General features: G+C 48.8%; 15 protein-coding genes. 2 read left to right on the top strand and 13 right to left on the bottom strand.

Translation table 11 applies throughout. The annotated features are described in order from the left end of the window. Nucleotides 1-39: 39 nt before the first annotated feature. From RQP50_RS17945 to RQP50_RS17900, 10 genes are all read right to left on the bottom strand, one after another. Nucleotides 40-162 carry a hypothetical protein gene (locus RQP50_RS17945; RefSeq protein WP_315746265.1) on the bottom strand — a complete coding sequence of 41 codons (123 nt, stop codon included), beginning with the start codon at nt 160-162 and terminating at the stop codon, nt 40-42. Between the two features lie 23 nt (nt 163-185). After that, nucleotides 186-398 (bottom strand): hypothetical protein, encoded by a 213-nt coding sequence (locus RQP50_RS17940; protein ID WP_262866387.1) that lies wholly within the window; start codon nt 396-398, stop codon nt 186-188. Nucleotides 399-856: 458 nt separating this feature from the next. Next, the gene (locus RQP50_RS17935; RefSeq protein WP_315746264.1) at nt 857-2,326 is read right to left on the bottom strand and encodes an extracellular solute-binding protein; all 1,470 of its coding nucleotides are present in this window, start codon (nt 2,324-2,326) and stop codon (nt 857-859) included. Nucleotides 2,327-2,374: 48 nt separating this feature from the next. After that, complete coding sequence (locus RQP50_RS17930; protein ID WP_021256303.1) at nt 2,375-3,298, bottom strand: carbohydrate ABC transporter permease; 924 nt, start codon at nt 3,296-3,298, stop codon at nt 2,375-2,377. 90 nt (nt 3,299-3,388) lie between these two features. After that, nucleotides 3,389-4,345, bottom strand: a complete 957-nt coding sequence (locus RQP50_RS17925; RefSeq protein WP_315746263.1) for an ABC transporter permease — start codon at nt 4,343-4,345, stop codon at nt 3,389-3,391. 163 nt (nt 4,346-4,508) lie between these two features. Then, nucleotides 4,509-6,203, bottom strand: coding sequence for a response regulator (locus RQP50_RS17920; protein WP_315746262.1), 1,695 nt, complete (start codon nt 6,201-6,203; stop codon nt 4,509-4,511). Nucleotides 6,204-6,316: 113 nt separating this feature from the next. Beyond that, complete coding sequence (locus tag RQP50_RS17915; RefSeq protein ID WP_315746261.1) at nt 6,317-8,158, bottom strand: cache domain-containing sensor histidine kinase; 1,842 nt, start codon at nt 8,156-8,158, stop codon at nt 6,317-6,319. An 8-nt stretch (nt 8,159-8,166) separates the two neighbouring features. Then, nucleotides 8,167-9,822, bottom strand: coding sequence for an extracellular solute-binding protein (locus tag RQP50_RS17910; protein WP_315746260.1), 1,656 nt, complete (start codon nt 9,820-9,822; stop codon nt 8,167-8,169). 130 nt (nt 9,823-9,952) lie between these two features. Continuing rightward, on the bottom strand, nt 9,953-11,500 hold the full coding sequence (locus RQP50_RS17905; RefSeq protein WP_315746258.1) for a methyl-accepting chemotaxis protein: 1,548 nt from the start codon (nt 11,498-11,500) through the stop codon (nt 9,953-9,955). Nucleotides 11,501-11,549: 49 nt separating this feature from the next. Continuing rightward, a complete protein-coding gene (locus RQP50_RS17900) occupies nt 11,550-12,119 on the bottom strand; it encodes a hypothetical protein (RefSeq protein WP_315746257.1) in 570 nt (189 codons plus the stop codon). 364 nt (nt 12,120-12,483) lie between these two features. Between RQP50_RS17900 and RQP50_RS17895 the strand changes: the two genes are divergently transcribed. Together RQP50_RS17895 and RQP50_RS17890 are read left to right on the top strand one after the other, a co-directional pair. Next, entirely contained in the window at nt 12,484-13,524 is a 1,041-nt protein-coding gene (locus tag RQP50_RS17895; protein ID WP_268626525.1) for a LacI family DNA-binding transcriptional regulator, read from the top strand. Between the two features lie 296 nt (nt 13,525-13,820). Then, the gene (locus RQP50_RS17890; RefSeq protein ID WP_021256311.1) at nt 13,821-14,810 is read left to right on the top strand and encodes a glycoside hydrolase family 130 protein; all 990 of its coding nucleotides are present in this window, start codon (nt 13,821-13,823) and stop codon (nt 14,808-14,810) included. A 202-nt stretch (nt 14,811-15,012) separates the two neighbouring features. Here the strand turns inward: RQP50_RS17890 and RQP50_RS17885 are convergent, their stop codons facing one another. From RQP50_RS17885 to RQP50_RS17875, 3 genes are read right to left on the bottom strand one after another with little or no spacing between them, the layout of a single operon-like run. Then, nucleotides 15,013-16,959 (bottom strand): ABC transporter permease, encoded by a 1,947-nt coding sequence (locus tag RQP50_RS17885; protein WP_315746256.1) that lies wholly within the window; start codon nt 16,957-16,959, stop codon nt 15,013-15,015. Next, nucleotides 16,931-17,704 carry an ABC transporter ATP-binding protein gene (locus RQP50_RS17880; protein WP_315746255.1) on the bottom strand — a complete coding sequence of 258 codons (774 nt, stop codon included), beginning with the start codon at nt 17,702-17,704 and terminating at the stop codon, nt 16,931-16,933. Before RQP50_RS17880 ends, RQP50_RS17885 begins: the two co-directional genes overlap by 29 nt. A gap of 35 nt (nt 17,705-17,739) precedes the next feature. After that, on the bottom strand, nt 17,740-18,702 hold the full coding sequence (locus RQP50_RS17875) for a D-alanyl-D-alanine carboxypeptidase family protein (RefSeq protein ID WP_315746254.1): 963 nt from the start codon (nt 18,700-18,702) through the stop codon (nt 17,740-17,742). Nucleotides 18,703-18,928: the final 226 nt, after the last annotated feature.

The following is an 18,928-nucleotide window of genomic DNA, read 5'->3' as shown; positions in this document are numbered from 1 at the left end:
TAAAAGGACCCTCCAGAATTCTAGTTTTGGAGGGTTCTTTTATTGGCCGGTTTGCAGGTTTTCATACTTTACTTTATTATCATCTACTTTGGCTGGAATTGAAATGGATGTAGAGAGCAGAACTCCTGCAAAAAATGTTTTGGCAATTTTTGATTCTATCATTTTTTTCCTCCACTCATTCTTTTTCATTCTTTCTTTTTTCTGAAAAAATCGAACAAATCGAACTTGATGACATAATCAAAGAGGAAGGTAATTACAACAGCTCCAAGTGGAATCATTGAGTATACCCATAGCGGATTATTTGGAGCTTCACCAGGGGGGGCATCAGTTAAAATCACAAAAAGGACAATACAATAAATTATGGCCAATACAATACCTGTTACATTTCTATTTTTCATAGCTGTATTTCACCTCGGATTCACTTAAGAAATTCAAAGTATTGTAAATAAAGCGTAACACTACCCAAAAAATGGAATGATTTCTATTTTTTAGCAGGAATATTTGTTCTTATATGTACCAAAGCCGGGATTTTGTGCAACAGCCCAGCCCCAGGCCGCCGTATTCGGCCAAATTCAGCCTTGAGCGGCGATTTCGCTTCCGTGGAACATCCAAAAAACGGGCGAATCGCAACATTTACGATCTCCCGTTTTCTTTGTATTTCTTTGATTCATGTATTAATCCATTTTCCTTCAATGAATGAAATAACTTCTTCGGTCGATGAACTTCCTTCTTCATCGATTTCTCGTTCACATCGTGAGGACGCAGTAATAAGCTTCCCCATCATCCATAAAAGGGGATGGCCCTTGAATCTCGGGCCATCCCCTTTGCTTGTGTACACAGGTCTCAGTTTTCATGCTTAACGCTTCGCATACCAATCATTCGCGGCCTTCACCATATCTGCACCACCCTGTGCATGCCATTCCGCGAGGAACTGGTCATAATTGTCGAGCGGTTCCGTTCCGCTAATATAGTTAATGAACGTGTCCTCTTGATACTTGTTCAACCGCTGCACGTTCTTCGAGATATCCGGCATTGGAGGCGCTGAACCGAGTGGATCAGCGATTAACAGGCCCTCCGCATTTTTCTGGAATGTGTTGAAGTAGTTCTCAACGATTGGGTTTTTCTTCAATCTCGCCTGCCAGTAGATCGGATAGTTCTTCTCGTCCACACCCGTCAAGAATGAGCTTGCATTTGTACGCTCATCTGCGAACTTCGGCAGAATCGGCGAGTAGGCTCCATTTTCAAACTTGTGATGTACACCTTCTTCACCGATAGCGATCCCCTTGAAAATATCCTTATCGAACTTCATGTCGAGCCACTTTACCGCTTCTTCCTTGTTCTTCGCGAACTTCGGAATTGCAATGTAATAATTAATCGTATTGCCCGGCGTGCCTACTCGCGCTTTCCCCGATTTGTCCTTCAATACCGGCACAATCGCAAGCTTCGCATCTGGGAAATTCTTTGCGAGCGCATTTTCCAAGTTCGGAGCAATCCACCACCCTGGACTATACATGGCAGCCTTGCCGCTTGCCATCTTCTCAATCGATTTATCCGCCGTATTAATGCCCCACTCGGAGTCGATTAGTCCCTCTTTGTACAGCGTATTCATGAACTTCAAGTATTCCTTCATCTCTGGAGCTTCAACCGCGTGAATGATCTTGCCGTCCCGCTCCAACCAAGCCGTCGTTAAGCCGAACACACTGGCAATATCCGGATGTACAGGGATCTTGCCTCCCGTCAGCGGAATTACATTCTTCTTCTCCTTGAATGTCTTCAGCACCGTCACCAGTTCATCCAGATTCGTCGGCATCTTCAAGCCCAACTCATCGAGCCAATCTTGGCGGACGACGAGCGCATTCGAAGAGGTTCCGCCTCCGCCCGTTTCTGGTATAGCGTAAATTTTGCCGTCATAACGGGCGCCATTCCAAGAATCTTGGCCGATAACCTGTTTCATATTCGTTCCATACTTCTCAATCAGATCATCCAGCGGCTCCAGCGCACCAGACGATACAAGCTGATAGTATTGGGCCGAAGCGAGCTTCATAATATCATAAGACTCCTTGTTCGCCATGAGCAGGTTCAGCTTCTCGTCGGCATTTTCCGCAGGAAGCATCTCATACTTCACGGAATATCCCGTCTTCTCCTTCAAGTACACGGCTACCGGATCGCTATTCGGCTCGAAGCGATCGAACTGCATCAGCTGACGGAGCTGCTTGCCGCCTTCTCCTCCTGACGCACCCTGCCCTGAACCGGCGCTGTTGCAGCCGAGAAGTGACAAGACCATTACAATCGAAATCAATGATATCCATACCTGTTTACGTTGCATGAACATACCTCCGCTCTTTTGGATGTCCCCCGAAATATCTTCACCGCATTACCCTTTTACGGAACCAATCAGCACCCCTTTCACGAAGTATTTTTGCAGGAACGGATATACCAGCAATATGGGCAAGGTTGCAACAAGAATCGAAGCGGCCTGTATAGCCTGAGGCGTCGTGTTCATGACCGCATCAATATTCGTTACATGCCCGCCATCCTGATATGTGATATTGGAATGCGCAAGCAGTTCCTTCAAGTACAATTGCAGCGGCTTCAACTCTGCCGTATTGATATAGATCATCGAGGCAAAGTAATCATTCCAGAAGCCTACCGCAAAGAAGAGTGCAATGGTAGCGAACACTGGCAGCGACAATGGAACCGTAATGCGGAACAAGATTGTCAGATTCGATGCTCCGTCCATCTTGGCCGATTCCTCCAGCTCATCGGGCAGAGACTCGAAGTAGTTTTTAATAATCAGCATATTAAACACGCTAACCATGCTCGGCAGAAAGAGCACCCATAGTGTATCGATCAGATTCAATCGGTGCATGAGCAAATACGTAGGAATAAGACCACCGCTGAACAGCATGGTGAACACATACATCAAGATGAATATTTTGCGTCCGCGCAGACGCGGCTTGGATAAGGGATATGCGGCTAATGCGGTCATGAACAGACCGAGAGCCGTTCCCGCCACGGTAATTGTGACCGATACGAGGAAAGCATTCATGAATTGAGAGTCGCGCAGCACATATAAGTACGTTCCGAACTGAATATCAACCGGGAACAAGGACACGCTCCCTGACATAACCGCTTCCTCACTGCTGAGCGACTTCGCAATCAAATTGAGAAATGGGAACAATGTCGTCCACGACACAAGGGCAAAAAACAGATAGTTCAACACATGGAAGATGCGCTCCCCTACCGACATTCGAATGGCCGTTCTTGTTCTCCGCGAAGCAGTCAATTGGTGTCTCATGTTATGCCAGACCTCCTTCCTTCTTACATTCAGGTTCCAAATAAGCGGCGACTTGCGACATCAAGAGAGCTGTATGCTGAACTTCTCTCATTACCAGATCCCCCGATTCAAATAGCGCCGGCTGAGAGCGTTTCCACCAATAATGAGCACGAAGCCTACGATGGATTCGAACAGCCCCACAGCAGCTGAGAAGCTGTAATTCTGCTCGCCTAGACCCGTACGATATACATACGTGCCGATAACATCCGACACATTGTAGACGACGGGATTGTACATGACGAGAATTTGCTCCGTCCCAGCCTCCAGCATATTCCCGAGCCGTAGGATGAACATAAGGAGAATGACGGGAACAAGCCCTGGTAGTGTAATATGCAGAATTTGTCTGAACTTATTTGCCCCATCGATCTTGGCTGCTTCATACAGCTGTGGATCGATAGAGCTTAAGGCGGCCAAGTATACGATTGTCCCCCAGCCTGCTTCCTTCCAGCCCGCCGTGCCGACGAGCAGCCAGCGAAAGACACTGTTGTCGAGGAAGAATTTGATCGGCTCTCCGCCGAACCACTCAATGATTCGATTCACAAGCCCCCCATTGATGGAGAGCAGATCCATAAAGAGTCCGCTAACGATAACCCATGACAGGAAATGAGGCATGTAAATGATCGTTTGTACCGGACGCTTGAACCACATTTTCGTAAGCTCATTCAACAGAATTGCCAGCAGAATTGGCAGTGGGAAGAGAAGTACAATTTTCAGAACCGAAATGATAATCGTATTCCAAAACACTTGAACGAACTTCGGCGATTGAAATAGTCGTTCGAAGTGCGAGAACCCTACCCAAGGACTGTCCTCTATTCCGCTAAAAATGTTGAAATCTTGAAACGCAATCACGACCCCATACATCGGCGTATACTTGAACAGGAGAAGAAAGGCGATCCCTGGCAAAAGTGCAATGTATAAGTCCCAGTCCTTCCGAATGTCTCTCCACAACTTTCGCCCATATGATCGTGAAAACAAACGTGGAGCATTGTCCAATTCCAGCTTATCCATAGCTCCCATCCTTTCCGTGGCATGAGCACTTGGCATTCATTGTTTGCTGCATCTGCTACTAGCCTACGGCATCTGGCTGCAATCGAACACGGGAGAGCCATGACTTCTTCTGGTAAAATGATTTCCATCGTGAGGTCAGGTTCAACTGAGCCTATGCAGCCCGTTAACCCCGCTTCCAGTCACTCGGCGTAACCCCCCAATATTTGCGGAATACCTTCGTGAAGTAGCTGACATCGCGGAATCCCGCCGCCTGTGCTGCCTCATATACCCGCTCCCCTTGAAAGAGTGCCTCCTTGGCTCGCTCCATGCGGCGCATAAGGAGATAAGACGAGAAGGGCTGATCCATCTCCTGCTTGAACAGCCTGCTCAAGTACGAGGCATTAATAAACAGCCGATCCGCCACTTCCTGCAGGGTTAGCTCTGTATGAAGTTCACTCTCGATTAGCTCCTTCACTTCCGATACCAAGCGATTGCCGCCGCGACGACGCACCATGCCTGCTTCCGCGCCAATGCGCCGCATGACACTTCGCATCCACTCACTCCACTCCTGCTTCGTTCGCAGTTCGGCGGTGTGACGGAACCATCTTGCATCCTCTCCCATTACCTCCGCCATCGACCACCCCTGCCTGCGCAGCCACATAATAATCCACGATTGCAGGAACATCATCTGCTCCTTAAATGCCTCTGCCTCTGGAATCGCACATACTGCGCGAATCCAAGCTTCGGCCAGTTCCGCTGCCTGCTGCTCTTCGGCAGTGTTCCAGGCAATGTCCAGTTCCCGTTCCCACTGCTCCGTATGTATCGTTACGGCCGAAGCATCTTCAGCCACTCTCAGTCCGTGATTGCGGTACGGAATGACAATATCGCCACCATGAACGAGCCGCTGACGGAGCGCGAAGTCCGCTTCCTTATACAGCCGCGGCACGTCAGCCAGCCGCCCGCACGCCGAGCAGATGCCCGCACTCGCCGTAAGCTTCAATGAAGTCTTGATATACTCCAGCATCTTGCCTGCCAGTGCATGAATGCCAATCATCAGTTCTCCATCCGATCTCTCGCAATGACTTTCTGCTGCTTGAGATGCTTCTACCCTTTTATGCTCCTCTGCCATGCCCCTAGAGAGCGCAGCGGATGGATAGCGAAATAGGATGGCGAGCGGACCGTCTGCTTCGCGGCATAATAGCATAGAACCATATTCCATCCCTGTCATCGTTTCCTCCACGACTTGGCCGACCGCGAAGTGCATTAGACCCTGATCTCCTCCAAATGCCTGCACCCGCTCCTGCGGGTAAGGATCAGGATCGATTACCATCACTGCGTAGCGCTCGTCTTCCTGTAAGTCGATACCGAGTTCTGTCATTCTCCTTAGCAGCGAGGCCGTCGACAAGCTGCCATCCAGCCCTTGGCGCAAGATGCGCTGACGCAGTATCGGCAAGTAGTTGTGCCATTGCTTACGCAGCATATCGGCATCGTGCCGCCGCTGAATGTCTTGGCGGCGCTCCGAGACTGCTGCTGCAACTGCTTGCAGGATGGCATCCTGTCCCGCCGGCTTCAATAGATACTGCTTCACCCCCATGGAAAGCGCCTCTTGAGCATAAGGGAAGTGATCATGACCGCTGAGCACCACCGCCTTCACCTCAACATTCCACTCCGACGCTTGCCTCACGAGGGATAAGCCATCTCCGTCCGGCAACTGAATGTCTACAAGCAGAATGTCCGGACGCTTCAACTTCAGCCACCGCTTCCCTTCTTCTAGGGTAGCGGCTGCCGTTACTTCCGTAATCCCTGCCCTCTCCCAAGGCATAAGCTCAGTTAAGCTTTGACGGAGCCGCAGCTCATCCTCCACAATCAATAGGTTCATCTTATCTCCTCCTCGGTGACGATTCGAAATGAAGGCATTCTTTACTTCATCAACTAGCGAAGGGGCAACTGAAGGCTGCCTAGCATTAAGCATTAAGCATTAAGCATTAAGCATTAACCTGCCGTCCTCGACCGATCTTCAATTTGTTTCCCCACGTATGGCTCGGACAAGGGGAGCAAGAGTGTTACCGTTGTCCCATCACCCCATACACTATCAATATGAATGTTTGCATTCTGACCGTAATTCAAGCGGATTCGTGCCGCGACATTTCGAAGTCCATAACCAGCACCTGTGTGGCCGTTCGCCACCACACCATGCTCTGTCGGCTGCCGCAATACAGCAGACAGTTCAGCTTGCAATTGAGCGCGCATGTCCTCCGTCATACCCGTTCCAGAATCGATAACCCTAATTGTAAGTCTTCTCCCTTCTGTGTCCTCCTCTACTCGGACTACAATGCGCAGCAACATCTCTGCTTGCTGGGAGGACTTCTCCAAGCCATGTATGATGGCATTCTCGACAATGGGCTGCACCAGCAGCTTCACGAGCGGAAGTTCCTCTGCGCACGATTCAATATCGTACTCCATATGGAATAGGTCTAAGAACCGGATTTGCTGGATTCGTATGTAAGCGTGCAAATGCTCCAGACAGTCCTTCACGGTAATTACATCCTTTCCCTTACTTAGACTTAGCCTGAAGAATCGGGATAAGTGAAGTACCATCTCGGAAATATCCTCAGCTTCAGCATGCTGGGCCATCCAATAGATCGAATCTAGGGTGTTATATAAGAAGTGGGGATGGATCTGGGATTGGAGCAGCTTCAGCTCTGTATTGGCAAGCCGCAAGCTCTGTTCATAGTGATCGTGAATGAGGTGCTGCTGCTGCGATGCCATGTGGTTAAATAGGTGGGTCACGATACCGAATTCGTCCTGTCGCGTCGAAGTCAACCTCACATCTAAGTTGCCGCTCGTCATCGCCCTCATACCCCGAGCTAATTTCCGCATAGGAGCAGCAATGCTCGTGTAGATGCTATAAGCCATAACGAGGGCAATGACAATGCTCAGCGCAATCATAAACACCGCGTAATACTCCAGCTGGTAGGACTGGGCGAACAGCTCCCTCTTCGGCTGAGCCAGTGTCAGTGTCCAGCCGTAATAAGGCGAAGCTGCTTGAATTAACACCTGATCATTCGCTTCTGCACGTGTCAAGTAATCCTGATACGATTCAGGCTGCTTAGCCGTGCCTGTGACCCATTTCCCATCTGCCGTATATAGATGCAGCTCTGCTTGTGGCGATGGTGTAACAGAACGGATATATTGCTGCAAGCGCCCCATGTTCAGGCTAATAATAAGCGCATGACGTTCTCGATTCGGGTTGTAAATATCCATCGCTCGAACGACTGCCAGACTATCCGCTCCAAACGCTTGGCCGAACGGCTTCCCCGCCCCTATTCGTTCGTCCGGCTGAATGAATACAATGCCTGTCCCCAGTCCATTAAGCAGCTGTCGAAGCCAAATGCGTTCATCCGCACGATCAACCGGAAGCACGCCATGGAGCGTAGAAATCACGGAGTTGGAATGATCGTGATATACAGCAATTTGCGAGAACATTGGATGAATTGATAGAAAGTTGGCCAGCTTATGCTTCAGATCGGCGAATACCATGACATTCTTCGGCTCCAGCTTCCTCTTCGTATGTGCAAGCGCATCGTTCATCTCCGTATCGGTTGATAGCACCGCGGACAGCTCTTCCACGTTCTGAAGCACGAGCTCAATATTGTCCATGAGGGCATGCATTGCACTTTCGGTACGAGCGGTCGTCTCTGACAGAAGCAGCTCCTGAGAGCGCTTGTTGGAGAACCAGCCGGTCAACAGCAGAGGGATCAGAATAAGTACAAAATAGATGGTTAATCGCCACTGAATCCGTTGTCGAATTTGGTCACGTATCATTTTCAGCATATTAGCACTCATCCTCCGTGCTTCGAACTGCGTTCAGACTGAATGAATGGCGGCTCACTTCCAATCTGGTTGCGACTGAAGTGATACCAGTCATTGGCCTCCTTCGTCATATCACGCCCGCCTTCATTCATCCATTCCGACACGTATCTGTCGAAGTCCTCAAGTGGTCGATTGCCAAGAATAATGTCGATGAGCATATCATTCTTCTTCAACAACAACGGTGCATATCTTGTCATCGCTGGTGTCGGCAGAGAACGGAAAGCGCTCGGACGTGCATGCATGGATGTAAATCGAAGATTATCGTACAACTGGTATTGAATTCCTAACGAATCCAGCCGGGATCGGGTGTAATCCTCATCAGGCATATCTGCCAAATTAGCATAAAGTCCGCGATAATGATCCTGATTATGGCGCTCCATATTGGTCACCCTCTTCCCCTCCTTCCAAGCCCACACGTCTCCCTCGAATCCAAGCTTGAGGGTATCCCTCCCCTCCTCGCCGATATAGTTAAGCAGCTTCAGCACCTCCACCGCGTGAGAGCTGGTAGCAGGGATTACTTGATAGCTTCGTACTTGAGGCAGCGCAAAGGTTCCACTTCCTCCAGGGCCCTTCGGGAAAGGAAGGGGGATCCATTCTGCACGCGGATCCCGCGCCTTGCTCCTCTCCAGCACTCCGCGGGTATCGTACCATGTTCCCGTGAACAGACCCAGCTTCCCATCCACAACCTGCCTCTCCAGTCCACGCTGTGTTTGAATCGGGAACAATGGATCTACGAGCCCTTCCTGAACCATTGTTCGCATGAAGGCAAGGGCCTCCTTCATCTCTGGCTGCACATTGGAATATACGAGCTGACCATCCCGTTCCATCCATTGATTGAGCTGCACACCATATGCACCGAACCACGGTGAGGTGCGGCCCAACTCTTCAATGAAGCTGGTACCATAAATATCGTGCAACCCATTGTCATCCGAACGGAGCGAGGTAAAGGCACGCATCACATTTACCATCTCCGCAAGAGTAGTTGGTGGTTCAAGTCCGAGCTGTTCCAGCCAATCCTTGCGAATATACATCATCTCCTGCCCCCTTCCCTCATGCAGGCTCGGAATCGCATATATTTGGCCGTTAAAGGACACCTGCTCCCACACTTCAGGAGGAATCCGTTCCTTCAGCTTCGGCGCGTATCGGGCAAGCAGGTGGTCAAGCGGTGTTAGCATCTGCTTCCGTGCGTAGAAGGAGACCCAATTCGCATCCGTGATGCTGATCAAGTCTGGTGTATGGTTCGACATCATCATGACACCGACGCGATCCTCATACCGATGTGATGGGGGGATGATCACTTCTACTTGAAGACCCGTCTTCACCTCGATGTCGGTTACATACGGATTGTCGTTCTCCGTCAACGGTTCTGGGAACCCTATGCCAAGACTATTCAATACAACCGTAACCTTAGGCAGCAAGGAACGCTGTTCCGCCACCTTCGACTGCCCTACCTGCCCACTGCATCCAATCAGCAGCAATAAGCATACAGCTCCTGCCATCATCCCGCCTTTCTTGTACACAAGAATCGGCCGCAGCACAACAGCTAGCCTACAAATTGTAAGCGTATACATTTTAATCAGCATAACTCTAGTCCTGCTCGCTTCTCCCCGCTGCTTCATCTGCATATTTGCATTCCCCTCTCCATACCTGACCTCCATCAATCTGGGCGGAAGATTATACCTACCTGCTTTCCCTTAATCATACAGAAAGGGCCTATCAGATTGTACTCTCTGATAGGCCCTTTTTTTCATCTATTTATTCTTCTTCGGACAGACGCTTCAAATCACTGACATGCTTGTCTAATCGGCTGTATCCATCAACAAGCACCTGAATATCCATATGCTGCTGCTCCATATTCGCCAATACTTCTTCTACAGAAGCCATATGCTCCTCCGTGCTGTTCGTAATCGTCACAACACCGTGTGCCATATTGGAGTACTGTGTCTGAAGGTCGCGAACGGCTTCATGCATCGCTTCCGACTGACGGTTCACCTGGTCGGTGTTATCCGTAATCGTACGCATAATCTGCTCCACTTGCCCCGTAGCCTCTACACTGGATACGACGGCAGATTGTCCACGCTGTACCTGCTCTGCTGCGGCACTGATCTGAGTTCGTATCGTTTCCAATATAGTTGCAATATCCTCAGTCGCTTTCTTCGCATGGTCAGCCAGCTTGCGAACCTCTCCCGACACCACTGCGAAGCCCTTGCCATGCTCGCCTGCTCGCGCAGCTTCAATCGCCGCATTCAATGACAGCAAGTTCGTCTGTGCGGAAATATCACTAATGGTACTGACAATATCGCCGACCTGCTCCGTCTGCGCATTCAGTGCGTCCATCACTTGCACAGTCTGTTCCACTGTACGTTTCACACGGTCAATCTCACCGACAAGGGTGTCAATCTGACCACTGCCCTGCTCGGCCAATTGCAGTGTAATTGATGCAACCTGCTCCAATTGATTCGTCCCGTTCGCAACGTGACTTACGGAGCGCTCCACGGATTCCACAGAGCTTCCGATATGCTGCAGGCTAATCGTCTGCTGTTCGAAGCCTGTCGATATTTGCGCGAATGTCTCTGTAACTTCACGCGAGATCGTTCCTGTCGATTCTGCACGCAGCTTCTGCTCATGACTGAATTCATTAAGCATCGTAACCGAAGATTGAATTTGTCCAAGCAATTCTATCGCCTGCTCCTTCGATTTCAGCGCTTCCGATCCCCGTTCTGCCACTTGCCGCTGCAAGTTCTGACTGAACACCGCCGAAGCACTGAGTGCAATCGTCACGAAGAGCAGATACATAAGCAAATAGAGGAGCGGCTCGCGCGTGAACAGCTTCTCATTCAGGAATGGATCATAGAATATGTACACCGTCATTAGCATACTGACAACGCCGGTAAAGATGATAGGACGATAATTCTGATATAAAGTCATCAAGCTGATTACGACATAGAATAACAAATACGTGCTGAAGATCGGATTCGGATCCGACTTCATCAGCAGCAGGACAAGCGAACACAGAAACACTGGAATTAAGTACATCACATACTTTACGCCAATGCGCTTATAGGTTAAGAACGTTGCTAATCCACAAGCTACCGCGCCAAAACCAATCAGCACATACAGCATGGTTCCGACAATACCTGCAGCCAAATCCCCGATGATTCCAATCGCAAGCATTGTCCATATGATCTTGACAAACAGGCGGTTGCGCCTGTCAAGAATCGTTAGTTCATTCACGTCATCTACCAACTTTCTATGTATCGAGTGATCGTCGTTAACAGCTTGTCTAGTCAGTTCGTTAACCATTCCTTAACATTTCTGCATTTCCGTTAACTTCAACACCTTATTATATCGGCTAACAGGTGATAGGAATTGAGTGAACTTCCACTTGTTCCTGTTCTGGGATTAACCAGTCGAACTTGGCTGGATTCTGCCAGATTGCACCGACATGAATAAGAGTAGGAATGACATCGTCTCCCTTATAGAACATCTTCTTCCCCACCTTGCGCATCGGTACATGGAATGATACGCGCAGCGCACGCGCGAATACCGGTTCCAGCAGACAAGCGCATTGCAAGATCCCATGCTTGCGCGAGTAATGAACGATTGAAGATAGCAGCCGATCGATATTATGACCGCGATGTTCCTTCAGCAAAGCTACCTTGTCCACTTCAGCCACTTGCTCCGGGGCGCTCATCACCTCCGGCTGCTCCGCGAATGGCGCGACCTCGTTCAACATACGCGCACTCTCCCTGTACAGCTTCAGTTCGAATGTTCCTACAGCAACCCCTTCCTCGTTAAATACGATGACCTGTTCCAACGGATGTGCAGCGGATTCCAGTTCAAAGCCCATCTCCTTCCAGACTGTTGTCCAAATGGATCGATACAGCTGCACCTGTTGTTCGCTTTTCACCGAAATATGCATTTCCCTGTAACTCCTTTATGTAAATATTTATATAATTTGTTATCGGTCACAGGTAAAGGAATGATTACAAAAATCTTTTTTCAAAAAAGCCATGAAAACAGAGAGTTATTTTCTGAAATCGCACTTCTCTGTCTCATTGTAAAAACGATCGCTTGTAATGCCAACTCCCTATTTCAAAATTCGTTCCAACGACCCAACTATATATGAATATATACTCATATTATGTCGGTTTAGTTGCAGTCTATGCCGCTATCCAACCATCCTCACAGCTGCAACTTTACATTTGTCATAAATGTAAACCTCCTATATACTTGTAACAACGTTAATTTAGACACAATCCATTCGTAATCGGAGCGATTTATAGATGTCACAATCCAAAGTAACTCAACAACATATTGCTGACGCGCTGAACTTGTCCCGCAATACCGTATCGAAGGCGTTGAACAACGATCCTGACATGCGCGATGACACGAAGCGCCGCATCATGAAGAAGGCCGTCGAACTCGGCTATACCAAATTCCATCAACTCGAAGCTGCGGAAGGAGTCATCTCGGCCAATCGTATCGTGTCCCTGCTTACTCATTCTGACTATATGGGCAACCATTATTGGTCTAGCTTCATCAAAGGGCTGAATACAACCTTGAAGGAAGCTGGCTACTCCCTGGCGATGACGATTGTTGACATGGAAGAAGAGCGCGAACAGAAGCTGCCTTCTCTATTCGTGCAGCAGCGGCCTGCTGGCGTTATTATGATCGGCCCCTTCTTGAGGGAGTACTATGAGCTAATCGAACGTTCAGGCATTGCCTCGATGTTCATCGATACGTATGCGGACTTCAACTTCGGCATGCTGGGCAGCGATATTATGCTCGTAGACAATGCCCATAGCGTATATGCCCTAACGCAACAACTAATTGCACGTGGACATAAGAAGATCGGCTTTGTAGGCGATATCGGCTCCTGCCTCAGCTACCGCGAACGGTGGGAAGGCTTCAATCGTGCGCTGTCTGAAGCAAGGCTCAGTGTCAATGAATCTTGGTGCATCATCAACTCCATGAAGCGTCATTATTTTAATGAAGAGGAACTGTCTGCAGCCTATTCCCGGATGGAGGATAAGCCAACGGCCTTCGTATGTGTGAATGACAATATTGCTGTCGACTTCATGCAAATTGTGAAGGCAAGCGGCATGCGCGTACCTGAGGATATCTCCATTACCGGATTCGACAACATCGCCGAATCGGTGCTTGTTCATCCCGCCATCACGACCGTGCATGTACCGAAGGAAGAGCTCGGCATGCGCGCCGGAGAACAGATCGTATGGCGCATTGACCACCCGCATCGTCCGAAGGAGCTTATTCGCATCGGCGTGGAGGTAGAATGGCGCGATTCAGTACACAGTCTGATATAGTTTACATTTGCACATCTACATTCGATATGTAACACGTTTTTGCACATTATTTGCACGGTAAATGCACAATATTTACTTGACATTGTAACCTTAGTGTTTTACTCTTTAGTTATTCGGAAACGCTGTCATTGCGTTTCGAGAGACAATTGACACATGCTGTGTTACAAGTTCAGTTGACATTGCACACGACATCAATAAAGAACAAGGCTCTCACCTATTCTTTTGGTCTCAACATCTGTCACCTGCACTTGAACAGCACAGGTTTCATACTTACTACGCAAAGCGAGGTTTGCATCATGAGCCAAATTAAGATCATCGGTCCAGATATTCCGAACATGCCTTGGGAAGAACGTCCTGAAGGACATCGCGACGTATTGTGGCGCTACAGCCAGAACCCAGTAATTCCACGCGATTTGCTGCCTAACTCGAACAGTATCTTCAATAGTGCTGTTGTTCCGTTCGAAGGCGGATTCGCTGGCGTATTCCGCTGCGACGATCGCAATCGCTACATGCGCTTGCATGCTGGCTTCAGTAAAGACGGCATTAACTGGGACATCAACCATGAGCCTCTCACATTTGAATGTGACGATCCGGAAATCGGCAATTTCATCGAAGGCTACGACCCACGCGTATGCTGGATCGAAGACCGCTACTATGTAACTTGGTGCAACATCTACCACGGCCCAACAATCGGCGTGGCATACACATATGATTTCAAGACATTCCATCAGCTCGAAAATGCATTCTTGCCTTACAACCGCAACGGAGTTATGTTCCCGCGCAAAATTAACGGCAACTATGCAATGGTGAGCCGTCCGTCCGATACAGGCCATACACCATTCGGCGACATCTTCTACAGTGAGAGCCCTGATATGGAATTCTGGGGTCGTCACCGTCACGTAATGGCTCCAATGGGCGGCTGGCAGAGCAAGAAAGTTGGCGCAGGTCCAATTCCAATCGAAACAAGCGAAGGCTGGCTCATGATCTATCATGGCGTCCTGAACTCCTGTAACGGATTCGTATACGCATTCGGCGCAGCGATCCTCGACCTGGATGAGCCTTGGAAAGTAAAATACCGCAGCGAACCATACTTGCTGCAGCCTTCCACATTGTACGAGTGCGTAGGCGACGTTCCTAACGTAGCATTCCCTTGCGCATCACTTGTGGACGCAGCAACAGGACGCATCGCGATTTACTATGGCGCAGCTGACACGGTTACTGCTCTTGCATTCGGTTATGTTGATGAGATTATTGAATTCGTGAAGAATAATTCTCGCGTGAAGTAAGATATACTGTAAGCAAAGACTGCTGGGGAGCAGCACCGACTTACAGGGCTCTTCCTTTCTTTGCAACCCCTATACCTATGATCAAAACCCCCTTGCATCTGATCGCAATAGCGGCCAGCGCAAGGGGGTTTTGTGCAATAATTTGCAATAATTTGCAATAATGTGCAATAAGGAAGTCTACGATTATTTAGAATGTACAGTCTTACACCATCGCACTGCGCAATTGCTGCACGTAGCGCCATCGAATGACGAAGAAGTAAATAATTTGAACAACTGTGAAGCTAACGAGCACTTTGATTGTACTTTCCCCCACAGAGAAGTGAACCAACTGCTGCAGCGCTGCAAATGCAACCCCACTATGCAAGATTGCGATGAAAAGCGGCAAAAAGAACATAACCAGCAGCTGTCGTGTCACGACGCGATTCAGTTCCTTGCGAGTCAACCCCATCTTGGACAGCATCTCGGTCTGCTGCTGATCCCGACTGCGATCCGTATATAATCGGAAGTATAAGAAGCTTGCGGCAAAGGTGAAGAACACCACACCAATGAGTACGCTCACGAGCAGCAGCAATCCATTTGCCTGCTTGGCCGCTACCCACTGTGGGTACAGCGCTCTGAACTGAAACTTCATGGATTCGCTCTGTTCTCCTTCTTGATCTGTGTTCAGTTGCTTCATTAGCTGTTCTGTTGTATCCCCAAGCTTACTCCAATGCTCTACCGCAAATCCATATACCGTATAGGATCCCTGGCCTGACTCATCCCGATCAGGTATCTGCTCATAAGCATCATCCGTTACCACAACAAGCCGAATGATCCCATAATCCTGCGGCAGCACTTGATGGGGTACAGCTTTCATAATTTGAAAGGCAAATCGAGTAGTGTCTTCTATCAGTTGGACAACTTCTTCGAAGCCTTCTTTACTATATACTCGCTCCCCCATGACTGAAGTCGGCACAAGGAATGCTTCATTATCAGCAGTAATCGCTTCTTGCTCATATCCAAGGGCTATCGCCAGCTTGTTATAATCGGACAACTTCATGACCGTGACATCATTACCTGCAAATTTCAAGGTTGCTGCGCCAACTCGATAAGGCAATTGTGATTGTTCCAGTTTTTGTTTAATCAGACTTACATGGTCCTGTTCCTGCTTATTTCCTTGATACGAATAATACGTAAAGGCATACGGGTTCGTCATCTCCGCTAACCCTTGATTGCCGATTGCCGTACACGTACCAATCGCAGTAAATGCAACCGCCGAGATTACAGCAACGATAAAGAACAAGCGTGAATTATCCTTCAACCGATATCCCAGTTCAGAGAGCGTCAAGAGATTCGTCTTCTTGAAATACAGCCGCTCGCTCCGCTTCAACATTCGCAGTGCAAATACCGCGAATTGCGTGAACAGAAAATACGTCCCGACTACAGTCAGCACCACCCCTGACAGGAGTACAAGGAACGAATACGTGATGCCTGTTGCAAAGGAAAACACCGTCGCATAGCCCGCTCCGACGAGCAAGACGGCTAGCACCGACAGTCCTATCGACGCCTTAGGTTCAGGCTTCGGCTTGTCCGATCCCTTGAGCAGATTAATGAGTTGATGCACCCTTACCATCCGAGTAGTCACGATCGATATCAGCAGGAAGAGGATTAAAAATGCGATAAACGTTGTCCCTATCGCCTTCAATGGTACATAAAACGTTAAGCCTTTATCAATCGCCAGAAGTTCAGATATCCCGGAGAGGATCAATTTCGAGAAAATGACACCCAGCAATACGCCTGCCACAATGGAGGCGCAGCCAATCAGCATATTTTCCATGAACACCAGCTTGCGAAATTGCTTAGGAGACATCCCATGTATGATGAGAATGCCAAATTCCTTGTTCCGTGTCTTAAGAAATGAGCCTACCGAATATAAGATGAAGAAGAAAGAAAACACGATCAGCAGAACCTGCGACACACGCAGTCCCATCATCCCAAGTTCGCTTAGTGTCTCACTGGAAGATCGAATCTTGCCGTTCAAATCGGGATGGAACAAGAGCAAAGAATAGGTGAAGAACATCAGTACCGAGAAGGTACTGCTCCAGAAATGAGCAGCGTACATGCGCTTGTTGCGAGTGATATTATGAATAGCTAGTTGTGAGAACGTCATTCGGATTGCCTCCCATCACGGACAGCACGTCCATTATGCTGCGCATAAACATGGACTGACTGCCTCTGCGAGTAATTTCATGATGCAGCTGACCATCCTTAATGAAGACAACGCGATCACAATAGCTTGCCGCCATCGCATCATGCGTAACAAGCAGCATCGTCGTCCCCTCCTCCTTGTTCAGCTGATACATCGTATCCATCACAGCTCGCGATGACTTCGAATCCAGGTTTCCAGTCGGCTCATCCGCCAGCAGCAGCTTCGGCTGGTGAATAATGGCGCGTGCGATAGCTGCGCGCTGTGCTTGCCCTCCAGAAATCTCGTAAATTCGCTTGTTCAGCAATGCAGTAATGCCAAGCCTCTCTGCCATCGCATTCGCCTTGCGGTGCAATTTCTCCACTTCTACCCCGTCCAGTGTTAAGGGAAGTACGATATTTTCCTTAACAGTCAGCGTATTTAATAGATTAAAGGATTGGAATACGAATCCGAGCTCGCGCCGGCGGAATAGAGCCAGCTTCTCCTGAGATAATTGGAAGGGGTTATTGCCATGAATCAACACTTGGCCAGACGAAGGCGCATCGATGGTTGCAATCATATTCATTAAGGTGGTCTTCCCGCTTCCAGAAGGCCCCATGATGCCTACGAATTCCCCCTGCTCAATACCTAGATTAATATTGGACAATGCCTGATAGGCTACCTTTCCTTCATAAGTCTTACTTAAGTTCCTCACTTCTACCATTGTCATTTTCGATTCCACTCCTGTTTACGAGATTCCTATATTCATCCTGCATATTGTTCAAAGCCATAATCGAGCAGTTCTCTCGCATCTGTCCAGACGCTATTCGAACCGGAATGCAGAACAACTGTAATCATTCGGTGATCATTGCGCTCGGCAGCGGAGACTAGACAGTATCCGGCTTCATCGGTGAATCCTGTCTTAATGCCTGTCGATCCTTCATAATAATATTCGCTCTCCTGCTGCAGCAGCCGGTTCCGATTCGTATACGACTTCATGATCTTCTCCATATCTGCGGACATGAGCTTCACATCAGCAGTGGTTTGGCCTACAATAGCGCGGAACACTTTGCTCTTCATCGCTTCCTTCGCAATAACAGCCAAGTCATGTGCTGAACTATAATGGTTCGCATCGTGCAATCCATGCGGATTCATAAAGTGCGTGTTGCGAAGGCCGAGCTGCTCTGCCCGATCATTCATGCATTGAACGAACACGCGGATCGCTTCTTCCGCATCCAAGGATGCATCGGCGCGTACCTGACGTCCCAATTGAACGGCAACCGTTCTCGCCGCATCGTTCCCGGACGGCAGCATCATCGCTTCCAGCAAGTCATTCCACAACAATTGCTGCCCGAAGCGCAGCCCTGCCGAGCTCTCCCCCGGATCGGCAAGCAGCACCTCCTGCCCTACGGTCACCTGTTCCTTCATGTCTGCCATCTCGATGGCGAGGAGCGCGGTCATCACTTTGGTCGTGCTGGCCGGTGCGAGCCGATCATCAGCATTCATCCCGTATAGAACTTCACCTGAATCTTGATTGATGACGATCGCTGCCTGGGCATCCAGGCTTCCTGAAGCAAATACATTCTGCCCAGTTACAGTGTGCACGCTATTAGACACTACTTTATATATCTTTTGTTTGATTTGTCCTGAGTAAGGTTGCAGTATGAACCAAATACCAGCAGCGGCGATGCAGCCAGCGAACAGCCATCTTTTCCTATTCAATCTCACGATTATCCACCCTTATCCTATTATCATGCATTCGCATGTCTTCCCCTGATAGGTATCAGGATAACCGAATGGACTTAATAATGTGCTAAGCAGAAATGAAGAAAAGTGAATGAAAGATGAAGAAAATATGAAGAAGACGGTATAAAGGATATGTGGAATTTACCATATGTATAAATCTTATTAATTCTAGACCTTAGTAGGGGGGATTAATCGGCTCGAACAGGTA

The sequence above is a fragment of the Paenibacillus suaedae genome (genome assembly GCF_032337355.1).
Lineage (GTDB): Bacteria > Bacillota > Bacilli > Paenibacillales > Paenibacillaceae > Paenibacillus_B > Paenibacillus_B suaedae.
The sequence above is the reverse complement of the archived record's forward strand: the minus strand, read 5'-3'. Positions and strand labels throughout refer to the sequence as shown.